14 protein-coding genes and 1 tRNA gene are annotated in these 17,792 nt (G+C 45.0%); 8 read left to right on the top strand and 7 right to left on the bottom strand.

Annotated elements, in window-relative coordinates:
• Position 1: 1 nt before the first annotated feature.
• Both QUB30_RS18205 and QUB30_RS18200 read right to left on the bottom strand, forming a co-directional pair.
• Positions 2-637 carry a type IV pilin-like G/H family protein gene (locus QUB30_RS18205; RefSeq protein ID WP_333335995.1) on the bottom strand — a complete coding sequence of 212 codons (636 nt, stop codon included), beginning with the start codon at positions 635-637 and terminating at the stop codon, positions 2-4.
• 569 nt (positions 638-1,206) lie between these two features.
• The gene (locus QUB30_RS18200) at positions 1,207-3,009 is read right to left on the bottom strand and encodes an AAA-like domain-containing protein (RefSeq protein WP_333335992.1); all 1,803 of its coding nucleotides are present in this window, start codon (positions 3,007-3,009) and stop codon (positions 1,207-1,209) included.
• A gap of 175 nt (positions 3,010-3,184) precedes the next feature.
• On the opposite strand from QUB30_RS18200, the gene QUB30_RS18195 reads away from it, so the two are divergent.
• From QUB30_RS18195 to QUB30_RS18165, 7 genes are all read left to right on the top strand, one after another.
• On the top strand, positions 3,185-3,730 hold the full coding sequence (locus QUB30_RS18195) for an NfeD family protein (protein WP_333335989.1): 546 nt from the start codon (positions 3,185-3,187) through the stop codon (positions 3,728-3,730).
• A gap of 117 nt (positions 3,731-3,847) precedes the next feature.
• A complete protein-coding gene (locus QUB30_RS18190) occupies positions 3,848-4,408 on the top strand; it encodes an SPFH domain-containing protein (protein ID WP_333335986.1) in 561 nt (186 codons plus the stop codon).
• A gap of 116 nt (positions 4,409-4,524) precedes the next feature.
• Positions 4,525-5,043 (top strand): type IV pilin-like G/H family protein, encoded by a 519-nt coding sequence (locus tag QUB30_RS18185; RefSeq protein WP_333335983.1) that lies wholly within the window; start codon positions 4,525-4,527, stop codon positions 5,041-5,043.
• A gap of 116 nt (positions 5,044-5,159) precedes the next feature.
• Entirely contained in the window at positions 5,160-5,684 is a 525-nt protein-coding gene (locus QUB30_RS18180; protein ID WP_333335980.1) for a type IV pilin-like G/H family protein, read from the top strand.
• 106 nt (positions 5,685-5,790) lie between these two features.
• On the top strand, positions 5,791-6,318 hold the full coding sequence (locus QUB30_RS18175; protein WP_333335977.1) for a type IV pilin-like G/H family protein: 528 nt from the start codon (positions 5,791-5,793) through the stop codon (positions 6,316-6,318).
• Between the two features lie 10 nt (positions 6,319-6,328).
• Positions 6,329-9,214 carry an AAA-like domain-containing protein gene (locus QUB30_RS18170; protein WP_333335974.1) on the top strand — a complete coding sequence of 962 codons (2,886 nt, stop codon included), beginning with the start codon at positions 6,329-6,331 and terminating at the stop codon, positions 9,212-9,214.
• 257 nt (positions 9,215-9,471) lie between these two features.
• Positions 9,472-10,530, top strand: a complete 1,059-nt coding sequence (locus QUB30_RS18165) for a potassium channel protein (protein WP_333335971.1) — start codon at positions 9,472-9,474, stop codon at positions 10,528-10,530.
• A 448-nt stretch (positions 10,531-10,978) separates the two neighbouring features.
• On the opposite strand, the gene QUB30_RS18160 is transcribed toward QUB30_RS18165, so the two are convergent.
• From QUB30_RS18160 to pyk, 3 genes are all read right to left on the bottom strand, one after another.
• Positions 10,979-12,184 (bottom strand): phytochelatin synthase family protein, encoded by a 1,206-nt coding sequence (locus QUB30_RS18160; RefSeq protein ID WP_333335968.1) that lies wholly within the window; start codon positions 12,182-12,184, stop codon positions 10,979-10,981.
• A 440-nt stretch (positions 12,185-12,624) separates the two neighbouring features.
• Positions 12,625-12,696 (bottom strand) — tRNA-Thr (locus tag QUB30_RS18155).
• 94 nt (positions 12,697-12,790) lie between these two features.
• Entirely contained in the window at positions 12,791-14,578 is a 1,788-nt protein-coding gene (pyk, locus tag QUB30_RS18150; RefSeq protein ID WP_333335965.1) for a pyruvate kinase, read from the bottom strand.
• A 428-nt stretch (positions 14,579-15,006) separates the two neighbouring features.
• On the opposite strand from pyk, the gene crtR reads away from it, so the two are divergent.
• Entirely contained in the window at positions 15,007-15,897 is an 891-nt protein-coding gene (gene crtR, locus QUB30_RS18145; RefSeq protein WP_333336251.1) for a beta-carotene hydroxylase, read from the top strand.
• Between the two features lie 158 nt (positions 15,898-16,055).
• Here crtR and aroH read toward each other — a convergent pair whose 3' ends face one another.
• Together aroH and sppA are read right to left on the bottom strand one after the other, a co-directional pair.
• Entirely contained in the window at positions 16,056-16,481 is a 426-nt protein-coding gene (gene aroH, locus QUB30_RS18140; RefSeq protein WP_333335962.1) for a chorismate mutase, read from the bottom strand.
• Between the two features lie 254 nt (positions 16,482-16,735).
• A complete protein-coding gene (gene sppA, locus QUB30_RS18135) occupies positions 16,736-17,554 on the bottom strand; it encodes a signal peptide peptidase SppA (protein WP_333335960.1) in 819 nt (272 codons plus the stop codon).
• Positions 17,555-17,792 lie beyond the last annotated feature (238 nt).

Raw genomic sequence — 17,792 nt, 5'->3', positions numbered from 1 at the left:
TTTACTTCGCCAATGATTCTGTACCAGTAGCGCAGACAGGATTACCCTTCTGAAGGATAGGAGCAGGCGGTTGGGTATTTCCAGCATAATTTGCTGCACACAGAATGGATACAGTAGTCTTCTCTTTGTTAGCTGCTTGGGAAACAGGTACTAAAAATACAGCCCCGACATAGCTAGTAAGATTATTGCTGCGGGCTACACCATAACTAAACGCAGCATTTTTGGTAGATATGGTTGAATAGTTATAGTTGGTTGTCTGAGTTTTAATGCCGAGGCCCAGAGCATTAACGGAATTGGAAAATGCGCCATCCTCGGCGTATTTTGCTTGTTGGGCGCGGTTCATTGAGTTAACATACTGTTTAGCTTCTGATAGCTTCGCCTTGCCACCACAACCGACAACAGAAGGGAGGGCGATCGCACCAACTATTATGCTGCCCAGAGGAAAGTAAATAAAAGTGATCCTCAGTAAGATTCCTACCCAAGATTTACTTTTTTTGTCAGGGGGAAGGTTTTTTTCTGAAGATGCCGCTTGTTTGTTAAGTGCATCGAGTTGAGGGTTTGTCTTAAGCTGCATGGTTGTTCTCGATACTGCTTGTTTGTTGAGTGCATCGAGTTGAGGATTTTTTTTAAGCTGCATGGTGGTTGTCCAAATGTGTTAGCAGAGTAGTTTTCAAGTGATTGACATACTCCCCAGCGTAAACACATGGGGATTGTAGACTCAAACAGCGAGTGCAGGCGTAGCTTGTCTAATATCGCCTAATCGAACAGTCGATGCCAAGAAAAACAAGCAAGTTCTTTTTAGCGTCGTTTTCATCCAGTCGATTGAGTGCGGTGGGGTTTGCAAACCTTGCGTACTGCGCCTTGCTTCTACTCTATTTCTATTAAATCACGTGGCTATTTGAGAACTTGAGTGAGTTTTCATCGACTTCTCATCGACTTTTCATTACTCCCTTCCCGGCAGAAAACTATCTACTTCTTTTCTCCCCCATTTCCCCCAAGGGGCAGGGCGGTTTCATTTTTCGTAGGGCGGTGCCTCCGTCTCCGTGCCCTATCGCTGCAATGCCAATGGATCGCGTCACTGGGGAGGGGTAGGCACGGGGGCACTACCCCTACAAAATCCTGGTTTTTCTGATAATGAAACTGCCCTGGGGGTGGGGGGGTTCTTCCTTCGTGTCCTTAGCATCTTCGCGGTTCAATAATTCGATATTATTTGCCATTTAGCCGATCGCGAAAATATTCCTCATACAATCGACATCTCGGAATGTAATTATTTCCCTCTAATTTAACCAATCCCATACTATTTAACTTAAACCCCAATTCTGACCTCAATCTAACTGGCTGGGAAACACTCACCACCTCTCTCATCGCCTCCATTAATTCCGAATATTTCTCTAAATTCCATAAATGCCGCCGCAAATGAGCGCTATAAATTCCCGCTTCAGTTGCCGGGAGTTTCACCAATTGATTTAAAGTCACATCTTGACGCGAAATATGATAAATTCCCAGTCGCACTAAATAGGGATGACCTCCCACTAACGCCATCAATTCGGCAACTTCTGTATCACTCCAACTCAGTTGGTGTCGCGCTGCTAAGTCTTGCACTTGCTGGGAATTAAACTCTGGCAAATCAATGGGCAACCCTACATTAAACGGCGATTTATTCACATCCAGCGGGATATAAACTTCCGTCGAATGCACCACAATCAAACGAAATTTTTTCCAAATATCTCGCCGTTTTGCTTCTTCGTGCAAAGCGCGCAATAAGCCAAAAAAATCATCGGCAATTTCCGGTGATTCAAACAGGCGATCGCTCTCATCCAAGCCTAACGTCAGAGGTTTTGAGGATTCTGACAGCAAATACTGTTCAAAATAAGCCTTGCAGCACTGATTGCTGCCAATCAAATCCGCCAATTCCCAACACTTGGGCAACTGCTCCAGCATTCCTAACTCTTGACCGATGCTAGCACAAAACCACTGCAAAAATGTATCTGAATTAGCGAAGATTTTCCTATTGGCTAGCTGAAAACTCAGCGCTACCGTGCGAGAACCTTGCTGTTCTGCATGATGCAAAATCCTCGCCATCAAGGAAGTTTTGCCCATTTGTCTGGGTGCTTTGATGCGGATTAGCGCTCCCGGTTGGGCGATCGTCTCGTAACAGCGGGATTCGATCGGAGGGCGATCGATATAAAAACGAGAAGCTATTTCAACTTGTCCTCCCGGCAATTCTGGCGGCGCTGCTGGCAGGGGTTGAATTTTTGACTGTTTGGTGCTAGTAATTACTTTCCATTCTACAGCCAATTCATGGTCGGCAGTTAACGATGTGCGACCTTCTTTGATAATGGTTAAAATTTGTGATAATAACTTAAATGAGTCGCCAACACCGCGCCACAGCCAGGGCTGAATTCCTGCTAAATAGCTCAGCAAATCAAAAGAAAGCGGTGTATTTAATTCAAGTAAAATCGGTAAAATTGCGGGTTTATGAGCAGTTAAATGGTGCAATTCTTTGGCTAGCTGCACTTGTTCCAATATCATTTCGCTAGCGGCCGATTCTTGGGAAATCAGCAACAGCAAATAATCGCAACGTTTTAAATATGAGGCTGAGTCGCTGCTGTTGTTAATAAAAAAGACTTCGTGCCCTCCCGCACTCAAAGCTTGGTGTAACTGCTGAGAAAGGGTGGTGTTTGAGGTCGATCGGGCGTTGGCGTTAGCGAAGCGATCCGAAGGAAAGCCCTCGAAGACGATCGCCACTTTTGCCCTCACCAGCCCTACCTCCTCTGGCTCTGAATTCGCGTCAAAATCGGCTATATCGCGCCATTCCTGCCCCAATCCGCGACAAATTTCGATGAAATTGGCATAATCCACAGGTTTGCCATTCAGAAAATGGCTGACAGTAGATTGCGCCATCCCTAAATCCTCAGCCAGGATTTTTTGACTGGGAAAGCCATTTCTCAGGAGACAGGATTTAACTGCGCGAATGCACTCTTCGCGCACCCTTAGCGATCGTGGCATTGCTTATCACAATCAAGACACTGAAACCATCATAAATGCCAACCGTCCCTAAAGTCGATGAAAAGTCGATGAAAAGTCGATGAATTTTCAAATAACTCAGTCGCCAACTCAAATAACCACCTGATTAGATTAGAAATAACAAGGTTGAATCCCATCGCAACGAGGTAAAAGCATTGTGCATTCTATCCTAATTTGGTCGCTGGCCTCAGCCACTAATCAACCCGGTTTCGCCTTCACCCCGCCCCTATTCTGGCTGCTGCTGGGAGTTGTGCTTAGTGCGATCGAGCTATTAATCATCAAAACTCAGCCCCAAAAATACAGATTTTACCTGCTAATGATGGGAGCTTCTGCTTTAATTGAATCCTTTATTTTGTGGAGAGGGTCTGTAGCATTTCAGTTTAGTTGGGCGAACATAATGTATGAAGATTTTGACTGGCAAATTTTCTACTGGATGGGGATAGCCCTCGCGCTGAGCATCTGGATTCGACCGATTTTCATTGTTCGCAAAAAGTTTGTCATTCCCGAAGCAACCGAAGCGACAACAATCTCCGAAATTTTCCCCGGAGAAACCGGAATGGTGATTTATGAAGGGGCTTCGTGGAAAGCTCGCAATGAAGATTCCCAAGGGGCGATCGCACCCAGACAAAAAGTGTACGTTTTGCGCCGCGAAGGAAACACGCTGATTGTTGTACCTGACAGATTAATTCACATCAACGGCTAAATCTGAGTTAGCTCTTTTATGACTCGGCGATTGAAATCGCTTCTTGCCAAACAAAGTTCCTCTCTAAGAGACTAAGAAGTCCCTATCAACTGTCAACTATTTACCAGGAGATTCACTATGTATCAGTATTTTTTGATGGTGTTGTTTGCAATTACCGGAGTATCCTTAGCCAGCAGCGTAAAAATCGTCCGTCAAGGAGATGAAGCCTTAGTTGAAATTTTCGGAAAGTACGATCGCAAGAAACTCGAACCTGGTTTGACATTTTTGATTCCCTTCGTCGAAACAGTCGCCTATAAACAAACTCTGCGCGAGCAAATTTTAAACCTAGCACCCCAACAATGCACGACGCGCGATCGCCTTGCCATCACCGTTGAGTTTATTGTTTACTGGCGAATAATTGACTTAGAAAAAGCTTCCTACAAAGTGCAGAATCTCAAGGAAGCGATGTTAAATATGCTGATTCTTTCAATCCGGACTCACATTGCGACATTATCTCTGGAGGAACTTTACACGGCTCGCCATGAAATCAATAATGCTTTAGTAGAGGAGTTGGATACAGCGACAGATCCTTGGGGTGTGAAGTTTACAAGAGTGGAATTGCGCGATTTTGCGATCGGCAGTAAAGTGGTTCAGCCGACATCCATTGAGCGGAAAGAAGTACAAAAGCTGCGAGCTTAGAGATTAGTATTCCCTAGTTTTACTCGTTACCAGGCTCTTCCTGGTAACGCAAATCCAGAGGCTCTGCCTCGCCGACTTTAATTCGCATTGTATATACCATTTAAGGAGACAACACCATGACTAAAAATCAAGAATCAATAGTTCGCAATGCAGCTTCTCGCGGTTGCGGATGCTTATTACTTATAACCGGTATTGGAGTAATGAATGGGATAGCTCTGCCATTTTATCTAAATAATACCAATAGAAGCAAGCAGTCGGAAGCAAAACAGTATGTTAGCTCAATGAACAAAGCTCAGCAAGCATATTTTGCCGAAAAAAGTGTTTTTTCCAGTTCTGTTAATGCTTTGGGACTTGGGATAAAAACGGAGACAACAAATTACAAGTATTCAGTTCGCGCCACAAAGCAAACTGCTTTTAATTATGGAGTCTCCAAGCAACCACAACTTAAGAGTTATGTCGGCGGTGTCTTTCTAGTTTCTGTTAAAGAAGTTGAGCCCAATGCTGCTAAAGATGGAATAACAACAATATCCATATTCTGCCAAGCTGATTCTCCAGGTACAATTAAACCAGCGGAACCCACCTATGAAAATGGTAAAATTGCTTGTGGTCAAGGCACAAGACAAGTGACTAAATAATCTAACTATAGACCACATTCTTCCTCGTTACTAAGCTCCGGCTGGTAACGCATATCCAGAGGCTCTGCCTCGCCAAATTTAGTTCAGGTTGTATATATTTTTAAGGAGACAAAGCCATGACTAAAAATCAAGAATCAAGTATTAGCAATGCAGCTTATGGCGGTTGCGGATGCTTATTGCTTTTAATGGGCATTGGGGTAATTGGCGCGATCGCTCTGCCATCATTTCTGAGTCCTAGCCCGGCATATAAGGATAGGAGATTGGAAGCAGTGCCGTATGTTGGCTCAATGAACCGCGCACAGGAAGTCCTATTTATAGAAAAAAGTGCTTTTGCTACTTCTGTTGATGCTTTAGGACTTGGCATGAAAACAGAGACAAGAAATTTTAAGTATTCAATTCGTGCCACTAAGAAAGCAGCATTTAATTATGCAGTAACAAAGGGAAACAACTTCCAAAGTTATGTCGGTGGTGTTTTTGTGGTTCCTGCTAAAAACTTTCAGCCCAATGCTGCTAAAGAGGAAAGAACTACAACGTCCATATTGTGCGAAGCTGATTTTCCGGGTACAAGTAAACCAGCGGAACCCACCTATGAAAATGGTAAAATTGCTTGTGGTAAAGGCACAACACAACTGTCCAAATAATCTAACTATACGCAATCTAATGACAGTCGATTACAATATCAAATCGGCATTCACTTGAGATTTACCGGACTAAAGTCTTTACTACAAACAGAGAGGATACAAAACTATGAGTCAACAAAGTTCTAAATCAGCTAGGATTGCATCGAATGTTGGTGGATACTTAGTGTTTTTAATGTTAATTGGAGTATTAGCTTCGGTAGCTGTGCCACCCTTTCAGATGAGGGTTAGGATCAACAAGCAATGGGAACCCAGAGATTATATTAGTTTAATCAACAAACGTCAGCAATCCTATTTTGCAGAAAAAAGTGTTTTTAGCACTTCTGTTAAGGCTTTAGGAATTCGCATTATTAAAACCGAGACAGAAAATTACAAATATTCCCTTCTGACTACAAAAAAAGCAACATTTAATTATGGAGTCTCAAAGCAAAAAGACCTTAAAAGCTTTGTGGGTGGTGTCTTTGTAATTCCTGCTACAAAAGTTGAGTCAAATGCTTCTAAAAATATAACAACGACCACATCTATATTGTGCGGAGCTGATTCTCCTGGTACAATTAAACCACCAGAACCCACCAATCAAAATGGTAAGATTGCTTGTGCTACAGGCACCATAGAACTGTATGAAAGTTATCACTAGAGGCTAGATTATGACAGTCGATTACCAATATCAAATCGGCGGCAGTCTCCCGCAAAATGCACCTACTTATGTAGTGCGACAAGCTGACTCTGAACTTTATCAAGCCCTCAAAGCTGGAGAGTTTTGTTACGTGCTCAATTCCCGACAAATGGGCAAATCCAGTTTGCTGGTGCGAACTGTACAAAAACTCTCGGCTGATGGCATTGCCTGTGCTACGATCGACCTTTCGGACATTGGCAACCAGCAAGTCTCTCTAGATAAGTGGTACGGCGGCGTCGCTTACAAACTCTTGTGCAGCTTCAACCTGTTTAACCCAGTCGAGTTTATGACTTGGTGGCGGGAGAGAGAGTTGATGCCGCCGGTGCAGCGCTTAGGAGAGTTAATTGAAGAGTTGCTGCTGGTCAAAATTTCTCAAAACCTGGTCATTTTTATTGATGAAATTGATAGCGTTCTGAGTTTCCAAGAACCGCTAGACGATTTCTTTGCATTAATTAGATGTTGCTACAATAAACGAGCTCACAATTCAGAATACCAGCGCATTACATTTGCTTTGCTGGGAGTAGCTACCCCATCCGATTTAATTAGCGATGCAACTCGCACGCCCTTTAATATCGGTTTAGCTATTGAATTGCACGGTTTTAACTTAGAGGAAGCTCTGCCTTTAGCAAAAGGGTTTGAGGGAAAAGTAGACAATCCTCAAGAGGTTTTAAAAGAGATTTTGGACTGGACTGGAGGGCAACCATTTCTGACTCAAAAGCTTTGCAAGCTGATTCTGCACTATCTAAAAAGCTTAACTTCGGCTTCTCTTATATCAGACTCAACAGATGAAATTAAAACTGAAATTTTTACTACAAACCAATTATTAATTAGCGATATAGTGCAATCTCATATTATTGATAATTGGGAGTCATCTGATGAACCTGTACACATCAAAACAATTCGCGATCGCCTTCTCAGAAGTCAGCACCGCGCCAGTAGGTTATTAGGACTATACCAAAAAATATTGCCACTTTCAGAACCCCCCTTGTTAAGGGGGGCAGGGGGGATCTGCGCCGATGATACTCCCGAACAAACTGAATTGCGGCCCAGCGGAAATCAGCAATTTTCAGAACCCCCCTTGTTAAGTGGGGCTGGAGGAATCTGGGCCGATGATACTCCCGAACAAACTGAATTGCGGCTCAGCGGATTAGTGGTAAAACGAGCCGGAAAATTAACCGTATCCAACCGCATTTACGCAGCTATATTCAACCATAACTGGGTAGAAAAAGCACTCGGCGACTTGCGCCCCTATGCCGAATCCTTAACAGCATGGATAGTATCAAAGTGTCAAGATGAATCTCGATTGTTACGCGGTCAAGCATTGGAAGATGCGCGAAACTGGGCGACAAATAAAAGCTTGAGTACCCAAGATTATCAATTTTTAAATGCTAGTCAAGAAGCGGAATTTGCCAAGTTCCGCTGTCAAGAAAAACAGCATCAAGCTGAAATTCAACAACTGCGTCGCGAAAAAAAGTTACTAGAAGAACTAAGCGAAGCACAAAAGCAGAAAAAAGTGATTGCAGTTAAACTTTGGCGCGAGCAACAACTGAGAGTGCAAACAGTTACAGTAGCAGCAGGAATACTGATATTAATTCTGATAGCAGTCTTTTGGATTAAACCATCAATAGAAGAAAGAAATAACAAAATTCTCACTCTCAGTCTACTATCAGAAACGCTTTTGGCTGCCGATAAAAAAGAGGAAGCTTTGCTAGAAAGCATTAGAGCTGTTACAGAAATGAAAGGATCGCTCGGAGTGAGTTTAGATATTCAGATGCGAGTGGCGATCGCCCTCGAACAGGCAGTTTACAGCTTTCGGGAACGGCAGCACTTGCACGGTCAAACCAGTACCCTTGCTTTCGCGAGTTTCAGTCCCGACAGTCAAACAATTGTGACGGCTACCGATGATAATTTTATCAAATTTTGGCAAATAAATGGAACTTTGCAAGCAACATTAACAGGGCATACGGATAAAATTAGAAGTGCTATCTTCAATCCTAACGGTCAGCTTATTGTCTCAGCCAGCGACGACAAAACTGTAAAAATTTGGCAAAAAAATGGCCAGTTGATTCATAATTTAAAAGGACACAGCGGTCAAGTAACAAGTGTATCTTTGAGTCGAGATGGTAATATTATTGCTTCAGCCAGTGCCGATGGAACTGTGAAACTATGGAAAATCAACGGTGAAGAATTGTCAAGTTTTCAAGTAGAGCGAGGTTGGATAACCAGCAACAGTTTTAGCCCAGATGGTCAGATAATTGCTGTGGCTGGCGCTGATGGCACTGTTAAACTTTGGAGTTTGAGAAAGGTTAGAGAAAAGTTGCAAAAACAGCAGCCAATCGAAGCCAGCACCGATATCAAATTGTTCCGAACTTTACAGATTGAAAGTGATAAAATTATGAGTGTAACTTTCAGTCCCGACGGAGCAATGCTGGCGACTGCAAGTGCTGGGGGAACTGCGAGAATTTGGAGCAAAGACGGCAAACCGCTAAGTATTTTAAAGCATACAAGTGGATTGACAAATATCAGCTTTAGTCCCGACAGTCAAATGTTGCTATCTGCAAGCACAGACAAAATGGTGAGGCTGTGGAACATTGACGGTACGTTGATCCAAACTTTAAAAGGTAACAAAGATGCTGTTTGGAGTGCGAGTTTTAGTCCAGACGGCAAGGCGATCGCTAGTGCTAGTGCTGACGGTACGGTGATGCTGTGGAATCTTAATCTTGACGATTTGCTGGTGCAGGGCTGCAATGTCGCCCGCAATTATTTTCAGACAAATCCGATCGCCAATCCAAACAATCGCCACCTCTGCGATGGGATTGGAACTCAGTCGGAACTCACGCAAAAAAAACAGGGTTAAGAGTCAAAATCTTGAGTTTGGCAGCCAAGTATCTACGCAGAAACTGGCTTTTTGACCGCGAATTTTTTGATGGTACCCGCCACGTGATTTATCCGTGGAATCAATCCAAAATCGAAAATCCTCAAGCCCCGGCATTGATCCGTGGGGTCAATCTAAAATCTAAAATCTAAAATCTAAAATCGATTGACCGCCCCTGCGTCTAGGGCTGATATGGTTACAATTGGTAGCAGCTAATAGGTAATAGGTCAGCCCGATCGGTGTATTCAACTTTAGAGCAAAAGTACCAGCGCCTGCAAAAAGACTTAACGGGCGGAGTCATCGCCCTTGGCGGCATTTTCTGCACGGGTACTCTCTGGTATTGGCAGGTGGAAAAATGGTCTTTGCTCGATGCCGCTTACATGACAGTATTTACCTTAGCAACTGTCGGCTACGGTGAACTTCAGCCCCTCGGCCAACGCGGGCGAATGTTTACCATATGCCTGATTTTGATGGGCGTGATTGTGATTGGTTTCATCGTCAACCGCTTTACAGAAGCGCTGATTGAAGGATATTTTCAAGAAGGAGCAAGAATTAGGCAGCAGCGGCGATTGGTAGATTCTTTGATCGGGCATTACATTCTCTGCGGTTTTGGGCGCACTGGCCGCCAAATTGCCTTGGAATTTCAGGCCGAATATATCTCTTTTGTGGTGATAGATTCGGCGATACAGTCGGTTGAGGCAGCTTTGGCGCTGGGGTACACGGCTGTCCAAGGAGACGCGACTCTGGACGAAATTTTGCTGAGTGTGGGGATCGATCGCGCAATTTGCATAGTAGCAGCTTTGCCTTCGGATGCCGAGAATTTATACACTGTACTGTCGGCCAAAACTCTGAATCCGAAGGTGCGGGCGATCGCCCGCGCCACCACAGAAGAAGCCGTAAAGAAGTTGCAGCGGGGCGGGGCCGATGCCGTCGTATCCCCCTACATTACCGGCGGAAAGCGGATGGCGGCGGCGGCTTTGCGGCCTCAAGTTATGGATTTTTTAGACGGTGTTTTGACCGGCACCGATAGTTCTTTTTACATGGAAGAATTTTTGGTCGATCCCAATACTTGTGTCTACGTCGGGCAAACTTTGAGAAATGCCAAGTTGCGATCGCAATCGGGGGCCTTGGTTTTAGCAGTGCGGCGCGCTGGCGGGACTTTGATTGTGGGGCCAACTGGAGAAACTGCGATCGAAGGAGGAGATATGCTGATTTGTTTGGGAACCGCCGAACAACTGCGAACTCTCAATCAAATCCTCAGTCCCCTGAGTTTTCGTCTCCCCCGACCCCCGAACTAATACGATGTCAGGTTTGTATAGCATTCGCCAAATCGGTTAGGACAAATTCTTGTAGGGAGGGCGCTGCTATCATCTCATCTCATCCGATTAGGAGAAATATTTTCACATCAGCGGCCACCCTACTGCTGTTACTCTATCTTAACTAGCTTAAGGGTTGCTAAATATCCATTTTTAACGGAAAATAAACCAGCATTCTGACTCAGAAATTCGGGCGTCAAACTATAGCAGCGGAAAAGAAACCGTTTTCCCTTCATAAATCTAGAAAAAATGCTATAAAAAGACTTTCTAGCCACAAAAGTGGTAATTCTCTGCATTAACAAACTGAGCATTCAGATTAGCACTAGGGCGAGCGCTTAAGAAAGTTAGCCCATTTCTACCAAGAAATTAGAGATTAAATTTTCACTTTTGTAGTTAGTCGATGTTTGGGGAGTTCAAAAGGCGGTAGGTGCTAACTCTGATGGATATTGCACTGATGTCCTTTTGAATATAAAGTGTAAAAATCTTGGAGTGCTGACATTTGTTCTCTCAATCTAGATATCTCTATATCCAGGGGATAAATTAGTTTCTCAAGGTAGCGAACGTCACTCAACCACAGTCGTAAATCTGGTTTAACAGTTGCATAGAGCGTTTCGGGGCAGGATAGTAATATTACTGTTATTGTCGCTGCTACGAATGGCTGTTGCGATCGCCACTTCCCGACAACAGACATTGCATCCCAGTCATCGCTTGACAAGTATTGGTGAACAATATTAAACAGTGAATTTAACTCAATAGCTGCTCGTAATTTCTCAAGTGTCTCTGGCGTCTCTGAGGAGGTATGCAGCATAGTTGTGAACTCCACAGGCCAATGGTGCAGGATGGTACTGACAAATGAAGCAATTGAATCAGGTTGCTCTTTTCTCAGAATGTCTGGCAGTATTTCTGCAAAGTAAGGGGCAACACTACGCCACTGATGTAAATCAAAAACAATATGAAAAAAGGTTTCTTGCAACCCTTCACTTTTCTGCAATAAAATATAACCTCGACCTTGATTAGTGACCGGATCGATAGGCTCAAATGCTTTCCATAACAAAGGCAGAGAAACCCAGTGAGGTGGATATTTGAAACGGGCAACATCCAGCAGAAGCACTAAATCCCGCTGTCGATGATAGCCACCAATTGGTGAGAAGTGGCCATCACCAGTTTGTCCTAATACCTTTCGGCTGTAGGAAACAACTAGATGAATATCACCTGGCGCAGTAGTCACCTGCTGAACTGCTTGCCGAAAGTTTTCCAAACTGCTTTGGTTGTAACGGTTAGGTTTTACAACAGCACCGTTGCAACGTGCGATACAGGCAAACTCATCAAAGGTGATACCGTTTTCTTTAATGACTGAAAGAGGTAAGCAACAGTCTAAAAACTCCTCTCCATACCATCTCCACACCCCTTTCCAAATGCGACCCGGATCGATGGATAAAGCATTAAGAACAACAACTAAACTACCCAATCCACAAAAAGCGGGTTCTGCTTGAGTATGAAACTGTTCAGCTAGAGCAAAATACCCTTCCATACCTCCGAATGCCAACGCTTCTCGAAAAATTTGCCTTCCTTCTACTGAGGAAAAGGCAATAGCAGAATCGGGGAGTGAACGACGATAAAACCCTTGAGCGGACATTGAGTGTTTTAACCCTCATTGCTAACGGCTAATAGATATTATGCAACATCGCTACACTGATACTGATGAATGCACATCTCTACTACCTTTTTTGCATTTTACCAATACAGCGCTGTGAACGTTTGACTTTCTGGGTGAAAACTTTAACAAACGCGACCATTTTTCTGAGATAGAGTAACCGCCAAGGCGGTGGCTATAGTCACGAATGCAAATCCTCTCTCTATCAATGCTTTCCAGAAACAAATAAATATTTTTACAAGGTGGGAACACAACCTTGTAAAATACTTACTCTTTATTAAAAAAAAACACCATATCCACCACCAAAGATTGAGGGCAAATAAAAATGCTCTCGGTAAAGATTGAGAGCATTTTTGAGCCGTTAAACTGCGTTTTTGAACGCAGATTGAGGCCAGGGCTTGGACAAAATCGCTGAAACCTAAAGCCGATGGTGGGATTTGAACCCACGACCGTTCGATTACGAATCGAATACTCTACCCCTGAGCTACATCGGCACAGACAATTTTGAATTATAGCACAACCTAAGCGAAAAAAGCAACGAGTTGTAGAATTTAATTCAAAACTCCACAACTCCTAACTCAAAACTTGTTAAACGACCAATTCCCCGTCGGTTGAGCCGCCTCTGGCCCCGGAATAAACTAAACCCCGCTGCATATCCAGCGTCAGCATAGTTCCGTCCCGAATTACCCGCGTGGCATTCTGCACGCCCACCATCACCGGCACGCCCAACCGCAAACCGATAATCGCGGCGTGAGAAGTCAAACTATCCTCCTCCGTCACCACACCGGCCGCTTTGCGAATCATATCCACAAAAGCGACGCTGGTGTGCTCTACTACCAAAATTTCTCCAGCGTGGAAATTGCCTACATCCGCAGCAGTACGAGCAACCCTGGCCATGCCGCTCACCGATCCCAAACCGACACCGGTGCCTTTGCCTAAAACCGCTGTCACTACCTCAACTTTAATCAAATCTGTCGATCCGGCAACCCCTTGCAGAGTACCGGCGGTCATCACCACTAAATCTCCGTCGCACAGTAACTCTTTTTCCTGGGCGACAGTCATCGCAGATTGAAAAGTCTGGCCGGTGGAGGGTAAATCAAGCACCAGCAAGGGTTTGACTCCCCATACCAGTTGCAGTTGTCGGGCTACGTCTACGTGAGGAGTAACTGCCAAAATCGGAGTTTTCGGTCGGAATTTCGAGACATTGCGGGCTGTAGCGCCGGTTTTGGTCAGCGTCATGATGGCGGCCGCGTTCAACTGTTCGGAGATTTGGCTGACTGCTTGACTGATGCCGTTGGGGATCGATCGACCGATATCTTCTACATTCCTAATATTCCGCTTAATTCCTTCCCTCTCCATCCGCACCGCAATTCTCGCCATCGTCGCCACCGCTTCGACAGGAAACTTGCCTACAGCGGTTTCATTCGAGAGCATCACCGCATCAGTTCCGTCGAGAATCGCGTTCGCCACGTCGGAAATTTCAGCGCGGGTGGGACGAGGATTACCTACCATGCTGTCGAGCATCTGGGTAGCAGTAATTACGGGAATGCCCATGCGGTTGGAGGTAGCAATCAGCCTCTTTTGCAAAATCGGCACGTCTTCGGCGGGCAGTTCCACTCCCAAATCGCCGCGGGCGACCATCACGCCGTTGCAAAGGGTGAGAATTTCCTCCATTTGTTCTATCGCCTCGTGCTTTTCGATCTTGGCAATCACCGGTACTTGCTTGCCCGCACTAGCTATCAGTTCTTTAATTTCGAGCATATCCTGGGGATTGCGCACGAAGCTCAGGGCCACCCAATCGACACCTTGGTCGAGACCGAACATTAAATCTTTGCGGTCTTTGTCAGTTAGCGCCTTAATTGACAGGTAAACTCCCGGAAAATTCACGCCTTTGTTGTTAGAAAGCGGCCCGCCGACTACGACGCGGCAGTACAGTTCCCGCGCCCCGCGGTCTACTTTTTCGACGCGCATTTCCACTTTCCCGTCGTCGAGCAGAATCACCGATCCCTCTGGAACTTCGTCTGCTAGGGGTTCGTAGGTGACGGAGGAAATTAGCTCGGTGCCTGGAACCGGGCGGCTGGTGAGAATGAAAGGGTCGCCGTTTTTGACAACAATAGACCCGGTTTCAAAGCGGCCCAAACGAATTTTCGGGCCTTGAAGGTCTTGGAGGATGGCCACCGGCTGGTTGAGTTCAAAGGATGTTTGCCGGATTAACCGAATGCTGCGTTGGTGGTCTTCTTCTGTTCCGTGAGAAAAGTTGAGTCGCAAAGTTGTGGCACCAGCTTCTATGAGGTTGCGCAGCACTTGTGGGTCCGAAGTGGCAGGGCCAATGGTGGCGACGATTTTAGTCCGGCGTAGGGCTTTTGGCAGTTGCATGAATTGAGATGGGGTGGCTGGAGGATTTATTGTTTAATTTTCGGCTAACGTTTCATCTTTCACTACAAGCAATGACGCACGTCTTAATTCTTAAAATTTTCTCGATCGTCAAAACAGCGGGCATTGACCATTCTCTAGAATATCTGACTTTATTACCGATCGATAATCTTTTCTTTTGGAGCGCCTTTTCTTAAAAATAACTTTCGCCCCAAGGCTTGACAAATATACAGATATACCCATTTTATTGCGGGTTTCCCAAGAGCGTTGTGCGAATCTAACATCGGTATGCTTGCAAAACAACAATAGTTTGATTGTTGTGCAGACGACGGGCGATCGAGATTATATACAGTGATTTCATAAAACTTTACTATTTAGAGGCTTGTATCTTATACTACGCAAGTGTGAAATATTAAGGAGTGCTAACAAAGATGTCGGAGGCAGGACGGCCGCTGACCGTGCCTAAAGAGTTTCTGAGTCCTCCCGGTGACTTCAATCCGACACTACTGCTGTTTTTGAGTGCAGTGGTGATTATCGTGATTTCTTACTGGGGTTTCTGGTTTTGGGAATGGCCCCAATGGTGCTGTTTTTCATTGAACGTGTTGGCTTTGCATATGGCAGGGACGGTGATTCACGATGCGTCTCACAATGCAGCGCACCGCGATCGCACAATTAACGCTATTTTGGGACACGGTAGCGCGCTGATGTTGGGTTTTGCATTTCCTGTGTTTACGCGGGTACATATCCAGCATCACGCCCACGTTAACGATCCCGATAACGATCCAGACCATTATGTTTCGACAGGCGGGCCTCTGTGGTTGATTGCTGCGAGGTTTTTTTACCACGAGATTTTCTTTTTTAAGCGCAAACTGTGGCGGAAAAATGAACTTTGGGAATGGTTTTTCAGCCGTTTGTTTGTTGTAGCAGTGGTGTATATCTCCATTCAATACGACCAACTAGGTTATGTGCTGAACTTTTGGTTTTCTCCGGCTTTGGTGGTGGGACTGGCGTTGGGATTATTTTTTGATTATTTGCCGCACCGTCCATTTCACGAGCGCGATCGCTGGAAAAATGCCAGAGTATATCCTAGCCCTATTCTAAATATCTTGATTTTGGGGCAGAATTATCATCTGATTCATCACTTGTGGCCTTCGATTCCTTGGTACAATTACAAGCCTGCTTATGAGGCTGTTAAGCCGCTGTTGGATGAGAAAGGTTCCCCTCAAAGTTTAGGAATATTGGAAGGGAAAAAGGACTTTTGGAGTTTTATATATGACATCTTTTTAGGGATTAGGCTGCATCACAGGAAGGCCCTTGATTGACAAAAAACCCGGTTTCTTTGAGAAGCCGGGTTTTTTTTATAATAAAAGCTTTTAACCATATATCCGCAGGGCAGGTTTTGTAATGTGTCAAATCCCGTAAAAAATAAACCCACCTGTAATGGTGAGTTAACTTTTAAATCAAGCCCAAAGTGAATCTATTATTTTTCCCCAGACACCGCCACCGCTAAATTCCTATCGGGGCGCAAATTTTGAGCTCCCCGCAAATAAGGATGATAAATTTCAGTATGTGCCGGCCAATTGACGTGAATTAAAAACCGGATGCAGCGTTCCAAAGCACCCTCAACGTGCATTTGCTGTACGTCCAACAAAGGAACATTACACCAGTGAGGACGTTCGCGGGCGATCGCGGCCGGAAACACAGCATCTAAATCGCGAGTAGCAGAAAACGTAGCACTAATAATTAAATCTGGATTTATATCATTTTTTGCTTCTAATTCATCTAATAATTCTTTCACCGCTTCTCGAATTGCTGCCACCGAATTCTCGCTAGCAGTAGTTGCCCCACGAATCCCCCGCACTTGCCACTCCACGCAAATTTCCTCCATATTTTTGTTATTAGTCATTAGTCATTAGTCATTAGTTATTAGTCATTAGTCCTACTAAATTAGGCTTAAATACCCACTTTATTTCTTAGCCCCCGCTTGAGCAGACTTCGTTTGTGTAGTTTGACCTCCAACTCTTAGGCGAAGCCAGCGCGAAGCGCTTATGACGGGCGAAGCGCCACATTGGAGTTTGAGGTCAACAGATTTTCAATCGTCCAATCATCCAGGGGGTAACTAATGACTACTGACTCCCGACCAATGACTAATTTATTTAATCACGGGCGATACATCCACAGCGGCAAACCGCTAGTAGAAAGCTCGAATTCCAGCAAATTATTGTAAGCCCAAAGCCCGGATATATCCAGACTACTCCCCAAAACGCGATTTAGGAAAGGTTTTTGTTTTTCTAGCGTGCAAGACTCGGTTTTTTCCGGGTCGAGGCCTGCGAGTTCGGCGGCAAGGCGGCGAGCGTCCTCTTCTGTTCCCAGTCGATCGACCAAACCCAATTCTAAGGCTTGCTGACCGGTAAAAACCCGACCGTCGGCAAAACTTTTCACTTTCTCAACAGCCAATTTCCGGGCTTCCGCAACGGTTTCCACGAATTGCTGGTAGCTGGTGTCGATCAAGTCTTGCAGAATTTGCTGTTCAGGATCTGTCAATTCTCGATCGAATGCCAAGATATCTTTATACGGCCCCGATTTAATCACCTGAAAAGAAACGCCTACTTTTTCTAACAGCCGTTCTAGATTGTTGCCCCGGATAATCACGCCAATGCTGCCAGTAATTGTACCGGGATTAGCAACGATATGCTCGGCTCCCATGCCGATGTAAACTCCGCCAGAAGCTGAAATATTGCCAAAACTGGCAACAATTTTGACTTTTTCGCGCAGACGCTTGAGCGCGCTGTAAATTTCCTGGGAATCGCCGACAGTGCCGCCGGGGCTGTCTATCCGCAGCAGCAAGGCGGGAAATTTGCGTTCTTCAACGGTTTTGAGAGCTTCTAGGACTCGTTTGCGGGTTTCTCCGGCTATGGCTCCGGTGATTTCGATACGGGCGATTTGTTTGCGGTAGCGGGGCTTGAATGGCCAAATCATGGGCAGTGTACAGGCAATGTTACGGATTTTTGTAGCTAACTTCTTATAGTGTGCCTTATTCATCGGGGTAGATGTTGTGCTTGTGTTCGCAACAGGCAAGATGCCTGTTGCACAAGAAAATTCTCGATTGTGGAACAGGCAAGATGCCTGTTCCTCATGGCCGCAACAGGCAAGATGCCTGTTGCACAAGAAAATTCTCGATTGTGGAACAGGCAAGATGCCTGTTCCTCATGGCCGC

Origin of the sequence: Microcoleus sp. BROC3 (genome assembly GCF_036702515.1) — a bacterium.
GTDB lineage: Bacteria > Cyanobacteriota > Cyanobacteriia > Cyanobacteriales > Microcoleaceae > Microcoleus.
Note: the sequence above shows the minus strand (reverse complement) of the source record. Positions and strands in the feature narration are given on the sequence as shown.

Bases quoted from the DNA above. Each gene is read 5' to 3' on its own strand.
- QUB30_RS18160 (WP_333335968.1), bottom strand. From the start codon at position 12,184: ATGTCCGCTCAAGGGTTTTATCGTCGTTCACTCCCCGATTCTGCTATT.
- QUB30_RS18180 (WP_333335980.1), top strand. From the start codon at position 5,160: ATGACTAAAAATCAAGAATCAAGTATTAGCAATGCAGCTTATGGCGGT.
- QUB30_RS18205 (WP_333335995.1), bottom strand. From the start codon at position 637: ATGCAGCTTAAAAAAAATCCTCAACTCGATGCACTCAACAAACAAGCA.
- QUB30_RS18190 (WP_333335986.1), top strand. From the start codon at position 3,848: ATGTATCAGTATTTTTTGATGGTGTTGTTTGCAATTACCGGAGTATCC.
- pyk (WP_333335965.1), bottom strand. From the start codon at position 14,578: ATGCAACTGCCAAAAGCCCTACGCCGGACTAAAATCGTCGCCACCATT.
- QUB30_RS18170 (WP_333335974.1), top strand. From the start codon at position 6,329: ATGACAGTCGATTACCAATATCAAATCGGCGGCAGTCTCCCGCAAAAT.
- aroH (WP_333335962.1), bottom strand. From the start codon at position 16,481: ATGACTAATAACAAAAATATGGAGGAAATTTGCGTGGAGTGGCAAGTG.
- QUB30_RS18185 (WP_333335983.1), top strand. From the start codon at position 4,525: ATGACTAAAAATCAAGAATCAATAGTTCGCAATGCAGCTTCTCGCGGT.
- QUB30_RS18175 (WP_333335977.1), top strand. From the start codon at position 5,791: ATGAGTCAACAAAGTTCTAAATCAGCTAGGATTGCATCGAATGTTGGT.
- crtR (WP_333336251.1), top strand. From the start codon at position 15,007: ATGTCGGAGGCAGGACGGCCGCTGACCGTGCCTAAAGAGTTTCTGAGT.
- QUB30_RS18200 (WP_333335992.1), bottom strand. From the start codon at position 3,009: ATGCCACGATCGCTAAGGGTGCGCGAAGAGTGCATTCGCGCAGTTAAA.
- sppA (WP_333335960.1), bottom strand. From the start codon at position 17,554: ATGATTTGGCCATTCAAGCCCCGCTACCGCAAACAAATCGCCCGTATC.